At 65.0% G+C, this 18,505-nt stretch carries 19 protein-coding genes, 1 pseudogene and 1 other annotated feature; of the genes and pseudogenes, 9 read left to right on the plus strand and 11 right to left on the minus strand.

Annotated elements, in window-relative coordinates; genetic code table 11:
* Positions 1-52: 52 nt before the first annotated feature.
* The 3 genes from J9314_RS01520 to J9314_RS01530 are packed head-to-tail and all read right to left on the minus strand — an operon-like array spanning position 53 to position 2,355.
* The gene (locus tag J9314_RS01520; RefSeq protein ID WP_210604159.1) at positions 53-1,141 is read right to left on the minus strand and encodes a pyridoxal-phosphate dependent enzyme; all 1,089 of its coding nucleotides are present in this window, start codon (positions 1,139-1,141) and stop codon (positions 53-55) included.
* On the minus strand, positions 1,138-1,752 hold the full coding sequence (locus J9314_RS01525) for a M20/M25/M40 family metallo-hydrolase (protein WP_210604160.1): 615 nt from the start codon (positions 1,750-1,752) through the stop codon (positions 1,138-1,140). The genes J9314_RS01520 and J9314_RS01525 overlap by 4 nt, the downstream gene beginning before the upstream one ends.
* Before the next feature lie 15 nt (positions 1,753-1,767).
* On the minus strand, positions 1,768-2,355 hold the full coding sequence (locus tag J9314_RS01530) for an amidohydrolase (RefSeq protein ID WP_210604161.1): 588 nt from the start codon (positions 2,353-2,355) through the stop codon (positions 1,768-1,770).
* A 119-nt stretch (positions 2,356-2,474) separates the two neighbouring features.
* On the opposite strand from J9314_RS01530, the gene J9314_RS01535 reads away from it, so the two are divergent.
* The gene (locus tag J9314_RS01535) at positions 2,475-2,951 is read left to right on the plus strand and encodes an Lrp/AsnC family transcriptional regulator (protein WP_210604162.1); all 477 of its coding nucleotides are present in this window, start codon (positions 2,475-2,477) and stop codon (positions 2,949-2,951) included.
* Here J9314_RS01535 and J9314_RS01540 read toward each other — a convergent pair.
* Positions 2,923-3,984 carry a VanZ family protein gene (locus tag J9314_RS01540; RefSeq protein ID WP_210604163.1) on the minus strand — a complete coding sequence of 354 codons (1,062 nt, stop codon included), beginning with the start codon at positions 3,982-3,984 and terminating at the stop codon, positions 2,923-2,925. The genes J9314_RS01535 and J9314_RS01540 overlap by 29 nt on opposite strands.
* 120 nt (positions 3,985-4,104) lie before the next feature.
* On the opposite strand from J9314_RS01540, the gene J9314_RS01545 reads away from it, so the two are divergent.
* The 5 genes from J9314_RS01545 (at position 4,105) to J9314_RS01565 (ending at position 9,286) form a co-directional block, all read left to right on the plus strand.
* A complete protein-coding gene (locus tag J9314_RS01545) occupies positions 4,105-6,432 on the plus strand; it encodes an MMPL family transporter (protein WP_210604164.1) in 2,328 nt (775 codons plus the stop codon).
* A gap of 273 nt (positions 6,433-6,705) precedes the next feature.
* Positions 6,706-7,167, plus strand: coding sequence for a MarR family winged helix-turn-helix transcriptional regulator (locus J9314_RS01550; protein WP_210604165.1), 462 nt, complete (start codon positions 6,706-6,708; stop codon positions 7,165-7,167).
* Positions 7,168-7,253: 86 nt separating this feature from the next.
* Positions 7,254-8,309 carry a pirin family protein gene (locus tag J9314_RS01555; protein ID WP_210604166.1) on the plus strand — a complete coding sequence of 352 codons (1,056 nt, stop codon included), beginning with the start codon at positions 7,254-7,256 and terminating at the stop codon, positions 8,307-8,309.
* Positions 8,310-8,432: 123 nt separating this feature from the next.
* A complete protein-coding gene (locus J9314_RS01560) occupies positions 8,433-8,807 on the plus strand; it encodes a GNAT family N-acetyltransferase (protein WP_210604167.1) in 375 nt (124 codons plus the stop codon).
* Between the two features lie 8 nt (positions 8,808-8,815).
* The gene (locus tag J9314_RS01565) at positions 8,816-9,286 is read left to right on the plus strand and encodes a carboxymuconolactone decarboxylase family protein (protein ID WP_210604168.1); all 471 of its coding nucleotides are present in this window, start codon (positions 8,816-8,818) and stop codon (positions 9,284-9,286) included.
* On the opposite strand, the gene J9314_RS01570 is transcribed toward J9314_RS01565, so the two are convergent.
* Complete coding sequence (locus J9314_RS01570) at positions 9,283-9,603, minus strand: NAD(+)--rifampin ADP-ribosyltransferase (RefSeq protein ID WP_210604169.1); 321 nt, start codon at positions 9,601-9,603, stop codon at positions 9,283-9,285. The two genes, J9314_RS01565 and J9314_RS01570, sit on opposite strands and share 4 nt — an antisense overlap.
* A 63-nt stretch (positions 9,604-9,666) precedes the next feature.
* On the opposite strand from J9314_RS01570, the gene J9314_RS01580 reads away from it, so the two are divergent.
* Positions 9,667-10,901 (plus strand): IS3 family transposase gene (locus J9314_RS01580; protein WP_425514167.1). Its coding sequence is split into 2 segments (ribosomal slippage): positions 9,667-9,946 and positions 9,946-10,901, totalling 1,236 coding nucleotides; the frame shifts between segments, so codons are not numbered across the junction.
* Positions 9,945-10,073 (plus strand) — a sequence feature (AL1L pseudoknot). It overlaps the preceding gene by 129 nt.
* Before the next feature lie 58 nt (positions 10,902-10,959).
* On the opposite strand, the pseudogene J9314_RS19090 reads toward J9314_RS01580, so the two are convergent.
* The 5 genes and pseudogenes from J9314_RS19090 to J9314_RS19390 all read right to left on the minus strand — a co-directional run.
* Positions 10,960-11,067, minus strand: a pseudogene (locus J9314_RS19090) (NAD(+)--rifampin ADP-ribosyltransferase); the annotation flags it as partial.
* 290 nt (positions 11,068-11,357) lie between these two features.
* Positions 11,358-11,945, minus strand: coding sequence for a TetR/AcrR family transcriptional regulator (locus tag J9314_RS01590; RefSeq protein ID WP_210604171.1), 588 nt, complete (start codon positions 11,943-11,945; stop codon positions 11,358-11,360).
* A gap of 39 nt (positions 11,946-11,984) precedes the next feature.
* Entirely contained in the window at positions 11,985-13,019 is a 1,035-nt protein-coding gene (locus tag J9314_RS01595; RefSeq protein WP_210604172.1) for an FAD-dependent oxidoreductase, read from the minus strand.
* Positions 13,020-13,312: 293 nt separating this feature from the next.
* The gene (locus J9314_RS01600) at positions 13,313-13,543 is read right to left on the minus strand and encodes a carbonic anhydrase (RefSeq protein ID WP_210605787.1); all 231 of its coding nucleotides are present in this window, start codon (positions 13,541-13,543) and stop codon (positions 13,313-13,315) included.
* Positions 13,480-13,653, minus strand: a complete 174-nt coding sequence (locus J9314_RS19390) for a carbonic anhydrase (protein WP_210604173.1) — start codon at positions 13,651-13,653, stop codon at positions 13,480-13,482. The genes J9314_RS01600 and J9314_RS19390 overlap by 64 nt, the downstream gene beginning before the upstream one ends.
* A 200-nt stretch (positions 13,654-13,853) precedes the next feature.
* Between J9314_RS19390 and J9314_RS01610 the strand changes: the two genes are divergently transcribed.
* Positions 13,854-14,471 carry a TetR/AcrR family transcriptional regulator gene (locus tag J9314_RS01610; protein WP_210604174.1) on the plus strand — a complete coding sequence of 206 codons (618 nt, stop codon included), beginning with the start codon at positions 13,854-13,856 and terminating at the stop codon, positions 14,469-14,471.
* A complete protein-coding gene (locus J9314_RS01615) occupies positions 14,468-15,661 on the plus strand; it encodes an FAD-dependent monooxygenase (protein WP_210604175.1) in 1,194 nt (397 codons plus the stop codon). Before J9314_RS01610 ends, J9314_RS01615 begins: the two co-directional genes overlap by 4 nt.
* A gap of 588 nt (positions 15,662-16,249) precedes the next feature.
* Here J9314_RS01615 and J9314_RS01620 read toward each other — a convergent pair.
* Positions 16,250-18,478, minus strand: coding sequence for a HelD family protein (locus J9314_RS01620; RefSeq protein ID WP_210604176.1), 2,229 nt, complete (start codon positions 18,476-18,478; stop codon positions 16,250-16,252).
* Positions 18,479-18,505: the final 27 nt, after the last annotated feature.

The following is an 18,505-nucleotide window of genomic DNA, read 5'->3' on the forward strand; positions in this document are numbered from 1 at the left end:
AAGCCTCCCCGGTGCCGGCGCGACTCAGGCGACAGGCTTCAGGCTTCGAGCCTCAGGCGTCGGGCACCGGGTTGGCTTCGGACCCCTCCGTGATGGTGAGGACGACGACGCTGTCGGCGTCCACCCTCAGGTGCCGACGATGGGTTTCCGCGTCCGCGCCGGTGAGTGCTTCCCGGGCCCCCGCCAACGAGGCGGCTCCGCAGGGTCCCGCGGCCACCCCGAGATCGGCGAGCCGGTGGGCGGCATCGATGGCGGCGGCGTCGCTGACCGTCACCGCGGCGTCGAGGCCGTTGCGAATCAAGGGCCACGCCAGCGAGGAGGGGGTTCCGCAGTTGAGTCCGGACATGATCGTCTGTCCGGTCTCCACCGTCACGGGGTGGCCTGCTTCGAGGCTCGGCCCCATGCACGCCGCCGCCTCGGTTTCGACCGAGACGACTGCTGTGTCGCCGCCGGCGCTCGCCCGCCGGTAGTGCGCCAGCCCGGCCTGCAGCAGGGAGCCGACCCCGGTCGGCACGCACACCAGATCGGGCGCGTGGCGGCCGGCCTCTCTCAGCTGCGCGTCGATCTCACGGAACAGCGTCGAGTAGCCGTCGACGATCCATCCGGGAACCTCTTCGTAGCCCTCCCACGCGGTGTCCTGGACGAGCACCCCGCCATTGGCGGCCGCGTAGTCGGCGGCCGCTGTGACGGTCTGGTCGTAGTTGGCCTCGAGCTCGACGACCTCCGCACCTTCACCGCGGATCGCGGCGACGGCACTCGGATGGATGCCGCCGGCCGGCACGAAGATGCGAGCCGGACGTCCCGCCTCCCGCGCGAACCGGGCCACGGCGCGGCCGTGGTTGCCATCGGTGGCGGTGACCACCTCGGCGTCGGTGCCTGCCTGCGCCGACTCAAGGGCACGGTGAACCGCCCACGAGGCACCGAGGGCCTTGAACGCGGGCATGCCCAGCCGCGTCGACTCGTCCTTGGCGAAGACCGCGGCGACCCCGAGTTCGCGGGCGAGCTCCGGCAGCGGGGTGAGCGCGGTGGGCTCGTACCCGGCCAGGCTGCGGTGGAAGTCCAGGGCCGCATCGTCCTGGTCGGGACTCGACCAGGAGCGGTCACGGTCATTGGCGGTCCAGGCAGCGGTGGTGGTGGTCATGAGCGGTTCCCTTCGGGTAAGCGGGCGGTGACGAGTGCGGTGTAGAAGTCGATCCCCGCGCCGAGGATCGCGTCGTTGAAGTCGAAGTCGCGGCTGTGCAGCGGGGCCATACCGCCGCCGACAGTGCCACTTCCGGCCGCGCCGCCACCATCGGCCGCGCCGCCTTCGGTGATCTCGCCGGCGCCGAGGAAGGCGAAGCAGGCCGGTACCGCGCGGGCATAGGCGGCGAAGTCCTCGCTGGCGGTGATCGGTCGACAGGCGGCGTCGACCTTGTCGGCTCCGAGTGCTGACTCGGCTGCCGCGGCGGCATGGCCGACACAGTCGACGTCGTTGATCGTCGGGCGGAAGACGCGGGTGTGGATGACCTCGCTTGAGGCGCGATGGGCCAGAGCGGCACCCTCGGCGATCTCCCGGATACGGGTCTCGACCAGCGCACTGTCGGTGTCGGTGAATGTCCGCGCGTCCCCGCGGATGACCACCTGATCGGGGATGGCGTTGCGGGCGCCGTCGGTGGTCAGCTCTGTGCAGGAGACGACGACCGCGTCGAGCGGATCGACGCTGCGGGCGACGATCGTCTGCAGGGACAGGACCACCTCGGCGCCGATCACCATGGGGTCGATGACGTGCTACGGGGCCGAGGCATGCCCGCCGCGGCCGGAGATGCGGATCTCGAAGTTGTCCTCGGCGGCCATGAGCGGTCCGGGGCGGGTATGGATCTCGCCGGCCGGCAGGCCCGGAATGTTGTGCAGTCCGTAGACCTCGTCGGTGGGGAACCGGTCGAACAGTCCGTCGGCGATCATCGCCTCGGCGCCGGTGCCCGGCTCCTCCGCCGGTTGGAAGAACAGACGGACGGTTCCGCCGAAGGCGATGTCCTTCGCCAGCGCCGAGGCGGCTCCGAGTACCATCGCCATGTGCCCGTCGTGCCCGCAGGCGTGCATGGCGCCGACGTTCTTCGACGCGTAAGGCACGCCGGTGCGTTCCTCGATGGGCAGCCCGTCCATGTCCGCGCGCAGGGCGATCGTCCGCGGACTCGTGCCGCGGGTGAGGGAGGCGACGACACCGCTGCCACCGACACCGGTGGTGACCTCCCAGCCGAGGTCGGTGCTGGTGCGGGCGACGAAGTCGGCGGCCTCGGCGACGTCGAATTCGGTGCCCGGAATCTGGTGGAGGTGCCTGCGCCACTGGGTGGCGAGGTCGATGTGTTCTGCTGTCATGTCCTCAGAATCCTGCAGAGGCGTGAAGTCGTTCAACTGGAACTGACAAAGTGGTCGGTTTCAGCCGGGTCTCACGCAAAGATATTGCGCCGCGTGTGCGGAACGCTGAGACTGAGGGGGTGGACACCTCTCTCGACGACATCGACCTGAGACTGCTCGAAGCCCTGCAGGCCGATGCGCGTCTGCCCCAATCGGCTCTGGGTGCGCGCGTCGGGCTGTCGACTGCGGCGGTCAACCGGCGTCTCAAACGGCTGACCGAGGCGGGCATCATCCTCGGCAGCACTCTGACCTTGGCCCCGGAACTCCTCGGTCGCCCGGTGCGGGTCATCGCCCAGCTCGCCGTCGAGAGCGAACAGCTGGACAAGCTCGATGCGGTCCGTGCCTCGTTGGTCGAAGGTCAGGAGGTCCAGCAGTGCTACTACGTGGCGGGGGAGTGGGACTTCGTGCTCATCCTCCTGGTCAAGGACATGGCCGAATACACGGAGCTGACCCGGCAGCTCTTCTTCGGCAACGACAACATCCGCCGCTTCAGCACCCAGGTCGTCATGGACGCCGCGAAGGTCGGCCTCACGGTGCCGTTGCGGCCGTCGCTCTGACGTCGTCGATCTCGGTCCCCGACACCACGCATGCCAGTCCGCGGTGGCGGCGGGTGGTGAACACCATGACGGCCGAGACCACGACGAGGAAGAAGAGGAGCAGTCCGGACAGCGGGAACGTCCATTGCGACAGCAGCATGTAACCGCCGATGCCGAAGAGGAACCGCAGGACCCGACCGACCGCAACCGGGCCCCGCACCTGCACGGCCGCGATGAGGACGAGCCGTTCGCCGAGGGTGACTCCCCGGCTGAGGACGGAGAAAAGCTGTGCGGCGAAGGGCAGAGCGAAGCCGATGAATGTGACGATCTGCCCCGGTTCGGTGATCGTCCCGTCGCCGAGGACAGCCGCGATGACTCCGACGGCGAGGGCGACCGTCCAGCCGAACAGCCCCCAGATGAGCAGGTCGCAGAGGATGCCGGTCAGCCGACGGGTCAGCGTGAGCGGGCGGGGAGCATCGGGTGCCTGCAGGCCCTCCTGCCTGCGAAGGAGGAGCAGGCTCGCCAAGGAGCCGAGGAATGCACCGAACGTGTTCATCATGAGGTCGTCGACGTCGAAGACCCGGTAGGCGCAGGAGTAGATGCCCCAGATCCCGGTGATCTGGGTGACCTCGATGAGCGCCGAGGCGGCCAGTCCCGTGATCGTCGCCACGACGATGCCGCGTCCGGCGAGCTGCCTGACGAACCAGCCGAGCGGGACGAAGAGGATGACGTTGAGAGCCGCCTGCAGAACCGCAGGGTTGGTCATCAGGGCGCGGACGCTGCCGGTGTCGAAACTGAGGATGTCGCTGACGAACTGGAACGGGACCAGCTGCACGGCCGCGCAGGTGACCTCATCGGCCGGTGGGACCGGCAACAGCGTGTACGTCCACAGCGCCATCGCGTAGATCGCGGCGGCCAGCCATATCAACGTGCGCCAGAACGTCAGTCCGCCTCGGCGACGATAGCTGATCGCGACGAACGGCACGAACGCGAGCACGGCGATGCCGCAGCCGACGAGGACGGCCACGAAGGCAGGAAGAACGAAGGAGCTCATGCTCGTAACCCTACGTGTTCGCCCAGGTCAGCGGCAGCCGGAACGAGTCGAGGTGGTGTCTGCAGGAGCGTCGCCCGGTTTTCCTCTCCCACGCCGCGATCCGCCGCGTAGGCTGGACTCATGCCGCACTTCCTGCTGACCCGTACACCCCAGCCCCCTCGCCCCGACAACGATCGAACTGCAGGCCCCTCGGCAAGTGCCCCCACCCACCGCGCCCCCGTCCCTGCCCGCCGCAACCTCATCACCCTCTTCGCGATCCTGCTCGTCGCCTGGGTCGGCATCGCCGGAGTCGGTGGCCCCTACTTCGGCAAGATCTCCGAGGTGGCCACGAACGACCGTTCCTCGTTCCTCCCCGAATCCGCCGAATCCACCCGCGCCCAGGAGATCATCGACCGCTTCAGCGACGATGACTACGTCCCCGCCATCGTCGTCCTCGATAACACCGACGGCGTCACCGAAGACGACACAGCCGCCCTCGACGACGTGGCCAAACAGCTCGACGACGACGGTCTGCTCGCCGCCGACGCCTCACCGGTCATCCCCGCCGAAGACGGCGACGCCCTCCAGATCATCCTCCCCGTCTCCTCGGACACCACGGGCGACGACGTCGAGAAGATCAGAGACATCATCAGCAGCGCCTTCCCGACCGCCAACGCCGCCGATGCCACCCCGGACGAGTCCGGCAATGTTCCGACCCCGGCCACGGTCGCCGATGTCTACGTCACCGGCCCGGCAGGATTCGCGGCCGACCTCTCCGAGGCCTTCGCCGGCATCGACGGGATCCTCCTTCTCGTCGCCCTCATCGCGGTCTTCGTCATCCTCGTCATCGTCTACCGCTCACCGCTGCTGCCGGTCATCGTCCTCTTCACCTCCGTGGCCGCGCTGTCTGCGTCGATCTTCGTTATCTGGCACCTCGCCGACGCCGGGATCCTCCTCATCAACGGCCAAGTCCAGGGCATCCTCTTCATCCTCGTCGTCGGCGCCACCACGGACTACTCCCTCCTCGTCGTCGCCCGCTTCCGCGACGCCCTGACAACCGAGCCGGATCGCGTGCGTGCCGGGCTCGCCGCGCTCAAGGGCGTGGCCGAACCGATCGCCGCCTCCGGAGGCACCGTCATCGCCGGCCTCCTCGTCCTCCTGCTCACCGACCTCGCCTCGACGCGTGCGCTCGGGCCGGTCGCGGCCATCGGCATCGCCGTGGCCATGCTCGCCGCGCTGACCTTCCTGCCGGCCGCGCTCATCATCATCGGTCGCGCCGTGTTCTGGCCGTTCCGACCCCAGGTGGCGGCCGCCTCGGCGAGGCCGGAGAAGAAGGGCCTGTGGGCCCGCATCGCCGAGGTGATCGCCGCCCGTCCGCGGCTCATCTGGGTCGGTCTCGTCGTCCTCTTGGTCCTGCCGCTCCTCGCCGTCCCGCAGTTCAAGGCCTCCGGGGTGGCGCAGAGCGAATTCGTCCTCGGCGACTCGGAGGCCCGCGACGGTCAGGACGTCCTGGCCGAGCACTACCCCGGCGGGTCCGGGACCCCGACCCAGGTCGTCATCGACGCGGACGAACTGAGCACAGCCGCCGAGGCGGTCGGCCACCTCGGCGGTGTCGGATCCATGACCGTGGCGGCCGAGGATTCCCCGAGCGGAACTATCGGCATCGACGAGGACGGGAAGCTCCAGCCCCCACAGGGCGGTTCCGACAGCGGAGGCGCGGCGGGCAGCGGAGGCGCACCCGGCGACTCGGTGACGATCGAGCCCACTGAGGTCGACGGTCAGGTCCTGCTCGAGGTCACTCTCTCCGACGCCGCGGACTCCCTGGCCGCCGAGACGACGGTGACGGACATCCGCGACGCCGTCCACGGCATCGACCCCGATGCGCTGGTGGGCGGGGAGACCGCGGTCGACCTCGACACGAACACCACCGCCGAGGCGGACCGTGCCCTGGCGATCCCGATCATCCTGCTCGTCATCACGGTCATCCTCATCCTGCTGCTGCGATCCCTGTTCGCACCGCTGCTGCTCGTGGCCCTGACCGTGCTGTCCTTCGGCACCGCCGTGGGAGTCTCGGCCCTGGTGTTCAACCACATCATCGGCTTCCCCGGGGCGGATCCGTCGGTGCCGCTCTACGCCTTCGTCTTCCTCGTCGCACTCGGCATCGACTACAACATCTTCCTCATGTCCAGAGTGCGCGAGGAATCACTCAAGGTCGGCACACGGGCCGGCGTGCTCAAGGGGCTCGTGGCCACGGGTGGGGTGATCACCTCGGCGGGTGTGGTGCTCGCGGCGACCTTCGCCGCCCTCGGAGTCATTCCGATCATGTTCCTCGTCCAGCTCGCCTTCATCGTCACCTTCGGTGTGCTGCTCGATGCGATCCTCGTGCGCTCGCTCATCGTCCCGGCGCTCGTCCACGACATCGGACGCGGCGTGTGGTGGCCGTGGCGGAAGCGGATCCCGCGGGACTGAGCTGGGCGCGGACCGGGCGAGCCACCTCGGCGAGGTCGAAATGACGGCAGGGGAGCCGAGCCGGCAATACGATACCCCCGGAGTGAGATCGGAGTCGTGGGGCGACTCTGTCCGACCTCTGCAGCCGGGGGCACGTTGGGGATGTACCGGATATCGACGTCGAGGGGTGGTCGACGAGCCCCTGAAACGGGGCCGGGTATACCATTGAACTACTGTTTTGTTGACTATGCAACAAGAGTGTGGCATGCCACATCGACTAGCGAGGGCGGACCGATGGACACGACGACTCCGGTGAGCAGCATGATCAGGCAGAACGGTCCGATCAAGATCGCTGCCTGGCGTCTGATGATGGAGAAGTATCGGGACTTCATGACGAGGTTCGAACAGGAGTTCCGGACCCGGCACGGACTGACCGTCAACGAGTTCGACGTGCTCATCAATGCCCGACCTGAGTCGCCGGTGCGCCACCGTGACCTGCTGCGCAGCCTGGTGATCGGCCGCAGCGCGCTCAGTCGGCTGCTCGGCAAGCTCGAGGAGCGAGGTCTCGTGAGGCAGGAGCCCGACCCGGAGGACCATCGCGGCGTGTTCGTGGCGCTGACCGAGGAGGGACTGCGGCTCTGCGACGAGGCGGCCGCGACGAATGCGGAGATCATCCTTGCCGGTTTCGCCGGGCTCACCGATGCCGAGGCCGACGAGATCTTCGAACTCGTGTCGAAGGTCCGCCCTGTCGAGTAGGGGAGCCAGTTCCTCAGGCGGGAGCCAGTTCCTGATCGGAGACGGTCCGACTCCCCACCCACTGCGAAGAGGACTACGATGTGGCCATGAGCAACGTCGAGACTCGCCCCGATCAAGTCGTCTGCAAGGCCGGGGGACTGCCTGGTCCGGCATGTGACCAGCAGGGACGCTCCCCGGTCGAGATCATCACCTCCCGAGACGTGCCGCTCGGCGGCCCGCGGGCGATGACCGTGCGCCGCACCCTGCCCCAACGGCAGCGCTCCCTCATCGGCCCCTGGTGCTTCGTCGACCACTACGGGCCCGCCGACGTCTCGGTCACCGGCGGCATGGACGTCGCCCCGCACCCGCACACCGGGCTGCAGACCGTGAGCTGGTTGTTCGACGGCGCCATCCAGCACATCGACTCCGGCGGTAACGCCGGCCTCGTCCTGCCCGGCGAGGTCAATCTCATGACCGCCGGGGCCGGCATCTGCCACTCAGAGGTCTCGACCGAGGAGACCACGACCCTCCACGGCGTCCAGCTCTGGCTGGCGCTGCCCGATGCCACCCGTCACCAGCCCGAACGCGAGTTCGAGCACTTCGAACCCACGCCCGTGTCCTTCGACGGTGGGGAGATGCTCGTCTTCCTCGGAAAACTCTGGGGAACGGAATCTCCGGTGCAGACTCACTCGCCGCTGCTCGGCGCCGAGATCCGACTCGACCCCGGTGCGAGCATCGACCTGCCCGTGAACCCGGGATTCGAGCATGGCCTTCTCGTCGACTCCGGCGACATCGCGCTGGAGAACGTCGACCTGCCCGTCGCGGCGGTCGGCTACACGGGCACCGGCGTTGAGGAGCTGCGCATCGCCAATCGCAGCGACGAACCCGCCCGACTCATCCTCCTCGGCGGGGAACCTTTCCCCGAAGAGATCGTCATGTGGTGGAACTTCGTCGGCCGCACCCATGAGGAGATCGCCCGATTCCGCGAGGAATGGCAGGCCGAAGGCGACCGCTTCGGCGTCGTCGACGGCTACGTCGGCAAGGGCGGACCCGGTCGCAATGCCGATGACATGGGAAGGCTTCCCGCGCCGAGGCTGCCCGACGTCACGATCAGACCGCGGAGAAATCCTCCGCCTCAGGTCCAAGGTGGGCCCGCGGAATAGATCGGACCGGAGGAACAGTACGGACCCGCGGAATAGAACCGCGCCGAATTCCGCTCCACCCAGTACCGACAGGTCGGCATCAGTTTGCCGACTCCCGCAGATTACGACGAAGGAGTTCTTGCCATGGCGAAGACATTCGAGGACAAGACCGGCGCCGAGGTGACCGTGGCACTCAACGAGGACACCCAGTCCTATGAGATCACCGTCGCCGACGGTACGGTCGCCGGGCATGCGTACTACCTGCCCGGTCCTGAGGCCGAAACCGAGCGCATCTTCTTCCATACGGTCGTCGACGAGGAGTTCGGCGGTCGGGGACTGTCGAAGTTCCTCGTCGCCGAGGCGCTCGATGACTCCCGTGAACGCGGAGTCACGGTGGTGCCGGTGTGCCCGCTGTTCGTCAAGAAGCTGCAGGAGACCGGCGATGACTACACCGCACAGGGCGGCAAGTTCCGCAATGCCACCGGCGCCGACATCGACATCGTCAAGCGGCAGGCGTGAGCGGGCCGATGAGCAACGCGAGTCGCCCCTTCATCGACAAGATCCATCCCGAGAACTATAGGGCCATGGCCCAGGCGGCCGCGGCATCCCGGAAGGCCTCGCGTGCCGCAGGACTCGACGACGGGCTCATCGAGCTCGTGAACACGCGGGTCTCGCAGATCAACGGCTGCCGCACGTGCCTGAGCATCCACGCTCCGGCAGCGCGGAAGGCCGGGGTCTCTCAGCTCAAGCTTGATGTGCTGCCCAGCTGGCACGAGGCCGAGATCTTCAGCAATCAGGAGTTCGCGGCACTGACTCTCGCCGAGTCGCTGACCGTGCTCGACAAGACCGCCGATCGCGACCAGATCGCCGCCGATGCCGCTCAGCACCTGAGCACAGAGCAGATCTCGGCGATCGAGTGGTCGGTCGTCCTCATCAACGCGTTCAACCGCATCTCGATCGCCAGCGACCATCCGGTGTTCGGAGCCCAGCAGGATTAGTTGAGGATCTGCTTGTCGTCGTCCTCGCGGATCGCGGCGAGCCGTTCCCGCCACATCTGCAGGTCTTGCGGACTCAGCCGCTTCCAGTCCTCGACCTCGTGGATGATGCGCAGCGGTTCGGTGCTCCGGTACGAGCGGGTGGGGTTGCCCGGGAACTTCTTGTCGGTGACGTTCGGGTCATCGACGAACTCGCCGAGTGGTTCGACCTCGTAGACGTGCGGTTCTCCCCGTGGGCTGTCGTCGTCGGGTCCGAGCGCGGCGATCTCGGCGGCGAGCCCGGCACCGTCGACGATCGAGGTGAAGTAGATGTGGTTCATTGTCACCTTGATTCGCCCCGGGAATAATGGAGACAGTGAAGCCACGGAAAGGACTTCCCTGTCATGCCCCAAAAGAAATACCCGCTCGAGCTTCGTGAGAGAGCAGTCCGCATGGTCCTCGACGCACTCGAAGCTGACCCGGGTGCCCGCCGCGGCATCTTCCGCCGTATCGGCGACCAGCTCGGTGTCAACCCCGAAACGCTGCGGTCGTGGGTCAACCAGGACCAGGTCGATGCCGGCGACCGGCCCGGCACCACCACCGCTGATGCCCAGCGGATCAAGGACCTCGAGAAAGAGAACCGGGAACTGCGCCGGGCTAACCAGATCCTGAAGTCGGCGTCGGCTTTCTTCGCGGCGGAGCTCGACCGCCCCTCGAAGTAATCGTCGCCTTCATCGACGAGCATAAGGACGAATTCGGAGTCGAGCCGATCTGTTCCACGCTGCGTGCTGCCGGCGTGAAGATCGCTCCGAGTACCTACTATGCCCGCAAACAGCGGCCAGCCTCGAATAGGCAGAAACGTGACGAGATCCTGAAAGAGGAGATCAGCAGGGTGCATACGAACAACTACGATGCGTTCGGAGCCCGGAAGATGCACATCGTCCTCAACCGCGAACCCGACCCGTTAGGGCGCGGGCATGTAGCCCGATGCACGATCGAACGCCTGATGAAAGACCTCGGATTACACGGGATCAAGAGGGCCAAAGCACCGAACACCACACGGTCAGCACCGCGGGAGAACTGTCCAGCCGATCTCGTCGATCGCCACTTCGCGGCTTTCGCCCCTGACCGGCTGTGGGTTGCCGACATAACTTATGTGCACACGTTCACCGGGTGGGTCTACGTCGCGTTCGTCACCGACGTGTTCAACCGCGAGATCGTCGGCTGGCAAGTCTCGAGATCGCTGCATACCGAGTTGGCTCTTGATGCTCTGCAGATGGGGATCTATCAGCGGAAACGTGCAGGTGGCGACCTATCCGGGCTGGTGCACCACTCAGATCGCGGGGTCCAGTATCGGGCGATTCGCTATGGCGAGGCCCTGGCCGAACAAGACGCCGTCGCCTCTGTCGGGTCGAAAGGCGACTCGTACGATAACGCCCTTGCCGAAGCCTTAAATTCACTCTATAAGGCCGAGCTGATCCGGAACAAGGGTCCGTGGAAAGGTATTGATGATGTCGAGATCTCCACGGCGGAGTGGGTGCACTGGTTCAACACGTACCGGCCTCACGGAGCACTCGGTGGTGCGACTCCCGCTGCGTTCCGAGCAGACTATTTCAACGCGCTGCCACGGGCTGCCTAGCTCGTGCACAAGCTGACGATTTCCAAGTAGAAAACTCTCCATCAAACCCGGGGCTTGACACCTCGGGCCGGTAGTTCGAGACATACCCCGCGGTGAGCAGCTGCCCGGGTTCGAGCGCTGCGCGGGTGCCGTGGAAGAAGGGGCCGGTATCAAGCAGCTCAGACATGCGTCGAATATACGCGCGCATCCTGTGCACGTGGGTCAGAAGCAACGGTTTGAAAGGACTTCAGCGAGCACGTGGGGGCGCCCTCCCGTGCTCGCCCAGGTCGCCGACCGAGCCGCTCGAGATGCTATGCTCGCCGGCGGAATGGAGACTGGCGTACATATGACGGTACGACCTTGTGGGCATCCGCACGTTAGAGGTCGCGGACCAGTTGACATGAGCGACTATTGAGTTCTGCTCGCGTGTTCGGAGTCATACCGAGTGCCGCGCTTGATGTCGAGTTGTCGTAACTTCTAATGGGCAGATTCATGTGGAATCAAGTCATCCACAACCCCTATTAACTGCCGGACGGCAACCGCGATGTTCTCGCTGTGGGTGCTGCAGTCTAAGGCGAGTGAGTGCAGGATCGCACCATCGACATAGCTGAGGACCCGACCGGCGGCTGCGAATGGCCGAGAGACGCCCAGCGTTTCAAGGGCCTGCGCAGCCCAGACTTCGATTTCATGCCGTGCCTGGGTGAGTTTTTCTCTGATGTGCGGATCGTGGAATCCCTCGACGAAGAAGGCGTACCGAGCAGTCGTGAGATTTCGTTGCGGCCCTGCAGCGTCGCAGATGAACTGGGTCAGTGCGTGGATTAGATCGTCTGCGGTTTGCGGCGTGTCATCTGCAGAGAAGGCACATTGCTCGGATTCGACGAGGCGGTCCACTGTCGCATGGAGGAGTGCAGTGCGGGTGCGGAAGTGGTTGGAGGTCGTTCCTGCGGGCAATCCGGCTGTGGAATCGACCCGTCCATGCGTCAGGGCGCGGATTCCCTGGTTCCCCGCGATTGCCAGGGCGGCATGCAGGGCTCGGTCACGGTTGCTCCCGCTGTGGCTTTTCATTCTCAGCTTTCGTCGTCGGTGATTGGACTAGCAAACGCGTCAGGCGAAGCGGGTGAGCGCACTCATTGTCCTCTGCCGCAACCCGGCGAAATGGCGCGCAGTGGAAATGCGGTTGAGTAAACGCGAGACTCGTGCCGTTCTCTGTCCGGCACGGCATCGGCTCCGGTCGAACGCGTGCAACCCGTCTTCGATCGTTTTCGCTGCACCCAGCGCATCAGCCAGTCTTACGGCGTCGACGAGCGCTTCACAGGCCCCTCGCCCCAAGTTGGGCGCCATCGCGTGAGCGGCATCGCCGATGATGACAGTCTTCCCTCGGATCATCGATTTCAACGGAGTCGAATCTTGCAGCACGCGGCGGTCGATTTGCTCCGAATCCGCTTCCTTCACGACCCGCGTGACTTGCGAGTGCCAGCCATGGAACAGTTCGGCCAAGAGTTCTGCATCGGGAAGGTTGCCGTCATGCTCGCCGAGCACGTCCTCTCGCACGCAGGCGAACCAATTGGTCGTCTGAGCGTCGTGAGGCGTGATGCCGAACAGTCGACCGTTTCCCCAAGTCTCCGTCGCCTTGTCCACAGGTCCTGGCACGACCCCACGAAATGCCACTGTCCCGAGCGGCCGAGTGGAGTTTCTCCGGTCAGTGATGGCGTGCCGGGTGCGGCTGTTTATCCCGTCGGCCCCCACGATCAGGTCGGCATTGGGAAGAGCAGCGATATCTTCAACAGCGGACGACCACCTCACGTTGGCTTCGAGGGCGTCACCGTAGAGGAGTTCATGCAGCGCCGGTCGGGAAATCAGGTAGGCCGGATCCTTCGAGGCGATGCGAGCGAACGCGGACCCATCCGGCCGGAGGAACGCGGCACCGTGCTGGAGCATTCCCGTTGATTGCACCGCATCCGCAACATCGAGTCGTTCTAGAGCCGCCATCGCCTCAGGCCACATCCCCAGTGCCGTCCCTGAGGAAGGCAAGCCTTCGGTGCGTTCGTAAAGTGTGACCTCCCAGCCGTCGTGCAGCAACGCCCTTCCTGCAGCCAGTCCAGCGATACCCGCTCCGATGATGATCGCTTCACCTCTCATACCCCCATAGTACTATTATCTTAGTTCCATGTAACTACGAATACCTTAGAATCAATCACACGTTTGAAGCTCTGGACCACGGTCTTCTGGGCAATGACTTCCGTGGGCGCGAAGCGTCCGTGGAGTATGCCAGCCCTGGGTGGTACAACTAGATGTTGCATCCGGCTGAATGTTAACCGCCGATGAGTGCAATAGATCGGCGATGCCTGTGCCGGCACGGAGGAGTGCCTCCGCGCAGGTGAAGGGGATCTGCCTGCTCCGGTGCGATTTTGAGCACGCCTATTCTGGGCGGGTCAGTCGAGCGCTGCGATCCGTCCGGTGCCGAGGTCGTAGACAGCTCCGGCGATCTTGAGCCCGCCCGCTGCCTCGGGGCCCTTGAGCGGCGGGGAGAGGTCTCGGAACTGGGCGACCTTGCGGCGAGACGCGACTACTGATGGCAGGATGTGCTCGACAAGCGTGGTCAGGTGGTCGCCGGTACTTCCCCGGTGTCCAGGATGCGGGTTGCGTCGGTCACGGCTCCGCACGAAGTGTGACCGACGATGAGGATGACAGGGACGTCCAGCTCTAGGGCGGAGAACCTGATCGATCCGAGCACGGATTTGCCGAGCACATGGCCGGCGGTAACCCCCTGCATTTAGCAAGTCACCGTGCAATCGGCTCGTTCGGCGTCAGCAGCCGCGCCGGAGATGCCGATGACGCGTGATCGACACCAACGTCGGACGCAGGTTGCGGGTAAACACCCCATCACGCGCGAGGCGAGCCTGCCGAATGCTGTCGTGGCTCGTCTGACACGTGCCCTTTACATCAAAGACCACGGCTTACATAATTGGGCATATGACCAATGCAAGTGACCAACTTGACGATTCTAATCCTCCGACCAGTACCGAGCGCGGTCGGATGGTTCGGGCCCAGCTGTTGAAGGCTGCCGCGGAACTCATCGCGCAGGTCGGCTGGAACGCCGTGACCACCCGACGGCTCGCCGACCACGCGGGCATCCGTGCCGGGCTGGTCCACTACCACTTCGACTCCCTGCAGGCATTGCTGCGGCTGGCAGCGATGGACAGGATTACCGTGCTTCTCGACGAGACCAGCGCACAGCTCGGTAAGGAGGTGGACGTCGAGGAGGGCACAGAAGCACTGCTGTCCCTCGTGGTTTTCTTTGACGGCTCCGACCCAACGTCGCTCCTGGTGATCGAGACCTACCTCGCCGCCACCCGCGACCGGTTGCTGAAGGAGCAGCTGGTCGAGGTGATGGCGTGCTTTCGTCGCACACTGACTTCGGCTCTTGCCCGCTCCGGGAACCCGAGGCCCGAAGCGACGGCGCTCGTAGTCCTCGCGGCGCTGGACGGCCTCGCCCTCCAGAAAGGGCTCGACCCCGAGCTGCCGACCGACGAAGCCCTTGCACTTCTACGCAGGATCATCCACCCTGACCAAGAAGGGACACATTTATGAAAGCCCTGATCTGCGGAGCCGGCATCGCTGGCCTCACCCTTGCCGGACGCCTCAACCATCACGGATGGGACGTTACCTTGGTCGAGCGCGCAACTGGGCCGCGCCGCCACGGGTATATGATCGACTTCTCGGGCCCAGGATACGAAGCGATTATTGCCATGGGCCTGGAGCGGCAACTGCGGCGGATGGCCAGCCGGGTCAGCGAGTTCCGGTACATCGACAATCGAGGCAATACCACGGTCGGTCTCGACTATGACTTCTTCGTGAAGGCCCTCGACGGCGAGATCGTCAGCATCATGCGCCCTGCACTGGAGGAACTGCTGCGTGCTGCCCTTGGTAGCGGCGTAGATCTGCGCTACGGGCTCACCGTCGACCGGGTGAGCGACGAAACTGCCGTGCTCTCGGACGGAACTGTAATGAAAGCAGACCTGATCGTCGGGGCCGACGGCATCCATTCGCACGTCCGCTCCGAGACCTTTGGCCCCGAGTCAGAGTTCCTGCGTGACCTCGGCATGCACACCAGCGCGTTTGTCTTCGAGGACCGGGACGTATTCGAACAGGTCCGAAGCCAGTTCGTCCTGACAGAGACCCTCAACCGCCAGATGGGACTCTACGGGCTCGACGACGGGCACGTTGCAGCGTTCACGGTGCACCGCACCGGCGACGTGGCTTCGCCCGACAGTGCGCGCGAGGAGGTGCGCCGTGAATTCTCCGGTTTGGGCGATCTCGCGGACCGGGCGTTGTCTCACTGCCCACCATCCCGCGAGATGTACTATGACCAGGTTGCGCAGATCGTCATGCCATGTTGGACCGATTCCCGTGTCGGCCTGGTAGGCGACGCCGCGTATGCGGTGTCCCTCGTTGCCGGGCAGGGCGCTTCACTGGGTATCGCCGGAGCTTACGTGATGGCCGAGATGCTCGCGACGCAGCGACCGGTATCGGAGTCCCTCGCGGAGTACGAGCGCCGCTGGCGGCCAGTGGCGACCGAGATCCAGGCGTCGGCCCGCGAACGAGTTGTCGAGATATTTCTACCGAAGACGACCCGCACCCTTTTGCTGCGGCGCTGGGGCTTCCGGGCGATGAAGCTCCCCGGCCTGCACCGGCTGATGGTCGGCTCGCTTTTTCCGAAGGGCTCACACTCGATCGCCGAGCTCAGCGCCGCTGGCCGCGCACAGCTCCGGAATATCTGAGCCCGGCCGGCCGGGGCACCGTCAGCCGCCTGCAATGGCAATAGCGACCACCCCAAGCGCCTGACACATATTCGGAGCCGCCTGCCTCCCCGACGCCGGCCGTCGCCCCGACAGCGCTGACATTCGGAAGCTGTTGGACCTACCCGCTGTTGCGAACCGATCGGCGCAGCGGTCTGATGGTGTCACCTTTGCTGCGGTGCAGCGGGACCCCAGCAGGGGTTACTGCGTATCGGTCTATGCCGAGGAAGAGCGTGTGCACGAGTCCACCAAGGCCGCGCACAAGGTTGGAAGCAGGTATGTGGTCCTGAATCAACACTTCACCTATCTGGCCCCGATCCGGCGGTGGGCCTATTCCCGGGCATTCCAGTACTTCCCGTTGTGCAACCTATTGACCTCGACGAGGAGGCGCGCGGTGGTGCGGGATGATACCGTGCAGTCTCTGTCTGCTCGCGGGCCGTGTATCGGACCTGTTCTGGGCGCTGGCGGGCCGCGAGATAGGCTTGCCGATTGTCCAGCCGGCTGAGGAGTATCAGGCTGGGCGCCGATCAGTCGACTGGGACGTTCGGCTCTTCGCTTTTGGTACGCGGCTCATGCTGGAGACGTTGCCGCTTCGGCGGATGGAATCTCGAGCGTGATGAGTCGTTTGGTCGCTCGCGTTTGAGCGACGTAGAGGTCCCGAAGCCCAGACTTGCTTTCTCTGTGGATCTCTTCCGGATCGACGATGATCACCGTATCGAACTCCAGGCCCCGTGCGTCGGGCGCGGGCACGACCGCCGCATCGTCTGCAAGGGATCCGAGTCCGATTCTCCGCGCGCGCTGAGGCGCAGCGACGATACCGACGAGTTCGTCAGGATGGTCGTCGCGGAGACGGGCGATGAGCTGACCAATGGCGTTTTCGGTGTCGCTGTCGGCAATCCTAATGTGGGTCGGAGATTCGCCGTGACGGATCGAGCGTGAGAGCTTTTGCATCGGGGCAATCAGCGCAAGTGTTGGACTCGTCGCTTCCAGGATTTCAGCAGTAGTGCGGTAGTTGACGGTCAGCGTGTGATGGATGTATCGGTCAGCGACAAATGGCTCCAGAGCACCCTCCCAACTCATGATCGTGGTTGCCGGTCCTGCCTGTGCGAGGTCGCCGACGATGGTCATCGAGCGGTTTGGGCAGCGCCGCATGATCATGCGCCATTCCATCTCGGAGAGTAGCTGCGCTTCATCGACAACGATGTGCCCGTAGGTTGTCTCGGGAAGCCCGTCGATGAGCGCTCGTGCCTCGTCGAGCAACGGGAGATCAGCGCTGCTCCATCCCGTACCGACGCCCGTGACGATCGAGGCGATGTGTTCTTCGGTGAGCTCGGGAAAGGCGTAGGTCAGCAAATCCGGATCCGCGAGCACCTCGCGAATGATGTCCTGCGGGTGAAGCCTTGGCCAGACCTCGTCGATGGTCCGGTCGATATCGGAGTCGCCGAGGAGGTCGTCGCGCACTCGATCCCAGTCGATGTCCAGCTCCGCCGACGGCGTTTCAAGATAGTCCGATTGCGGATCTCCGGGGCGGCGGGCGAACATGCGGTCGAGGTCGATTCCGCTGACTTCCTTGAGCTCGTCTTCGAAGTCGGAGATCTCTTTCGCTGTCTGCTGCTCCAGCTCGTTGACCAGCTCGTCGACGATGTGCTCGAGGAACAAGTCCCGCCCAGGATTGTGACCGATGCCGCCCTGAAGCGCGCTGCGCCGAGCAGCATCGACTTGGGCGGAGCCGAGAATGACCTGGCCATGTGCGGTAGTTGCCCGCAGTGGCACGCCGTGCGGCTGCCGCTTCTGTACCCGCTGCGCGAGGGTCTCAGCGAATCGACGGCTTCCTTTCGCCAGGGTGACTGCTTCGGGCTCGGAACCAGTCGTATCGACTCCGACGAGATCCGATGCCGTGGCTAGCTCGACGTTGTTCTCGCCAAGCGACGGCAATACATCGGAGATGTAGGTGAGGAACCGCCTGTTCGGGCCGAAGACGAGGACACCGCGTTCGGCGATCGAAGGAAAGGCGTAGAGCACAAACGCGGCCCGGTGTAGAGCGACGATCGTCTTGCCGGTTCCCGGGCCGCCATCGACGACCATGATTCCTCGATGTTCCGACCGGACGATCTCATCCTGTTCATGTTGGAGAGTCGAGGCCGCCTCGCGCATACGACCCGTTCGCGCTCCACTCAACGCCGATACGAGCGGCCCATCGCCGACGACGTCGACTGCGGTCGGGGTAGTCCCGTCGAGGATTTCATCAGAGACGTCGACGACACGACGATCTGCGACGCGCAGGTGGCGACGACGGCGTAGACCCAGCGGTGAGACCATCGTTGATGCGTAGAAGGGCCGCGCTGCCTCCGCACGCCAATCCACCAACAGAATCTCGCCCGATGCTGAACGCAGCCCGATGCGGCCGACATGCAGCGATTTGCTGTCGCTGTCGATGCGGCCGAAGCACAGAGACCGTTCTGCCTGTCGAAGCCGACTGATATCGTCAGACAAATGCGAGAACTCGACGTCCCTTTCATAGCGGGCTTCCGCCCCCTCTGCTGGCGATTCCGTCGCCCTCTCTTGTGCCGCGATGCGGGCGGCTACTTCTGAGTCCAGTTGGGCATACATCGTGTCGACCGAACCCTGTTCGGTCTTAATCTGTCCCACTTTGCCAGCGATTGCATCCACCACGGTTGCTCCCTTCATCCGGCTACAACTTTGGATGGCGAATTCGTCAAAGACAACTTTGACTTCGGCCCTCGATTTTGGCTTTTCGCCAGCACTCACAAGGGCAAGCGCGGTGGCGTTGCAAGGCATGAAAGCGACTCTCCGGCAACCTCACGC

Source organism: Brevibacterium oceani, from assembly GCF_017948325.1.
Classification (GTDB): domain Bacteria; phylum Actinomycetota; class Actinomycetes; order Actinomycetales; family Brevibacteriaceae; genus Brevibacterium; species Brevibacterium oceani.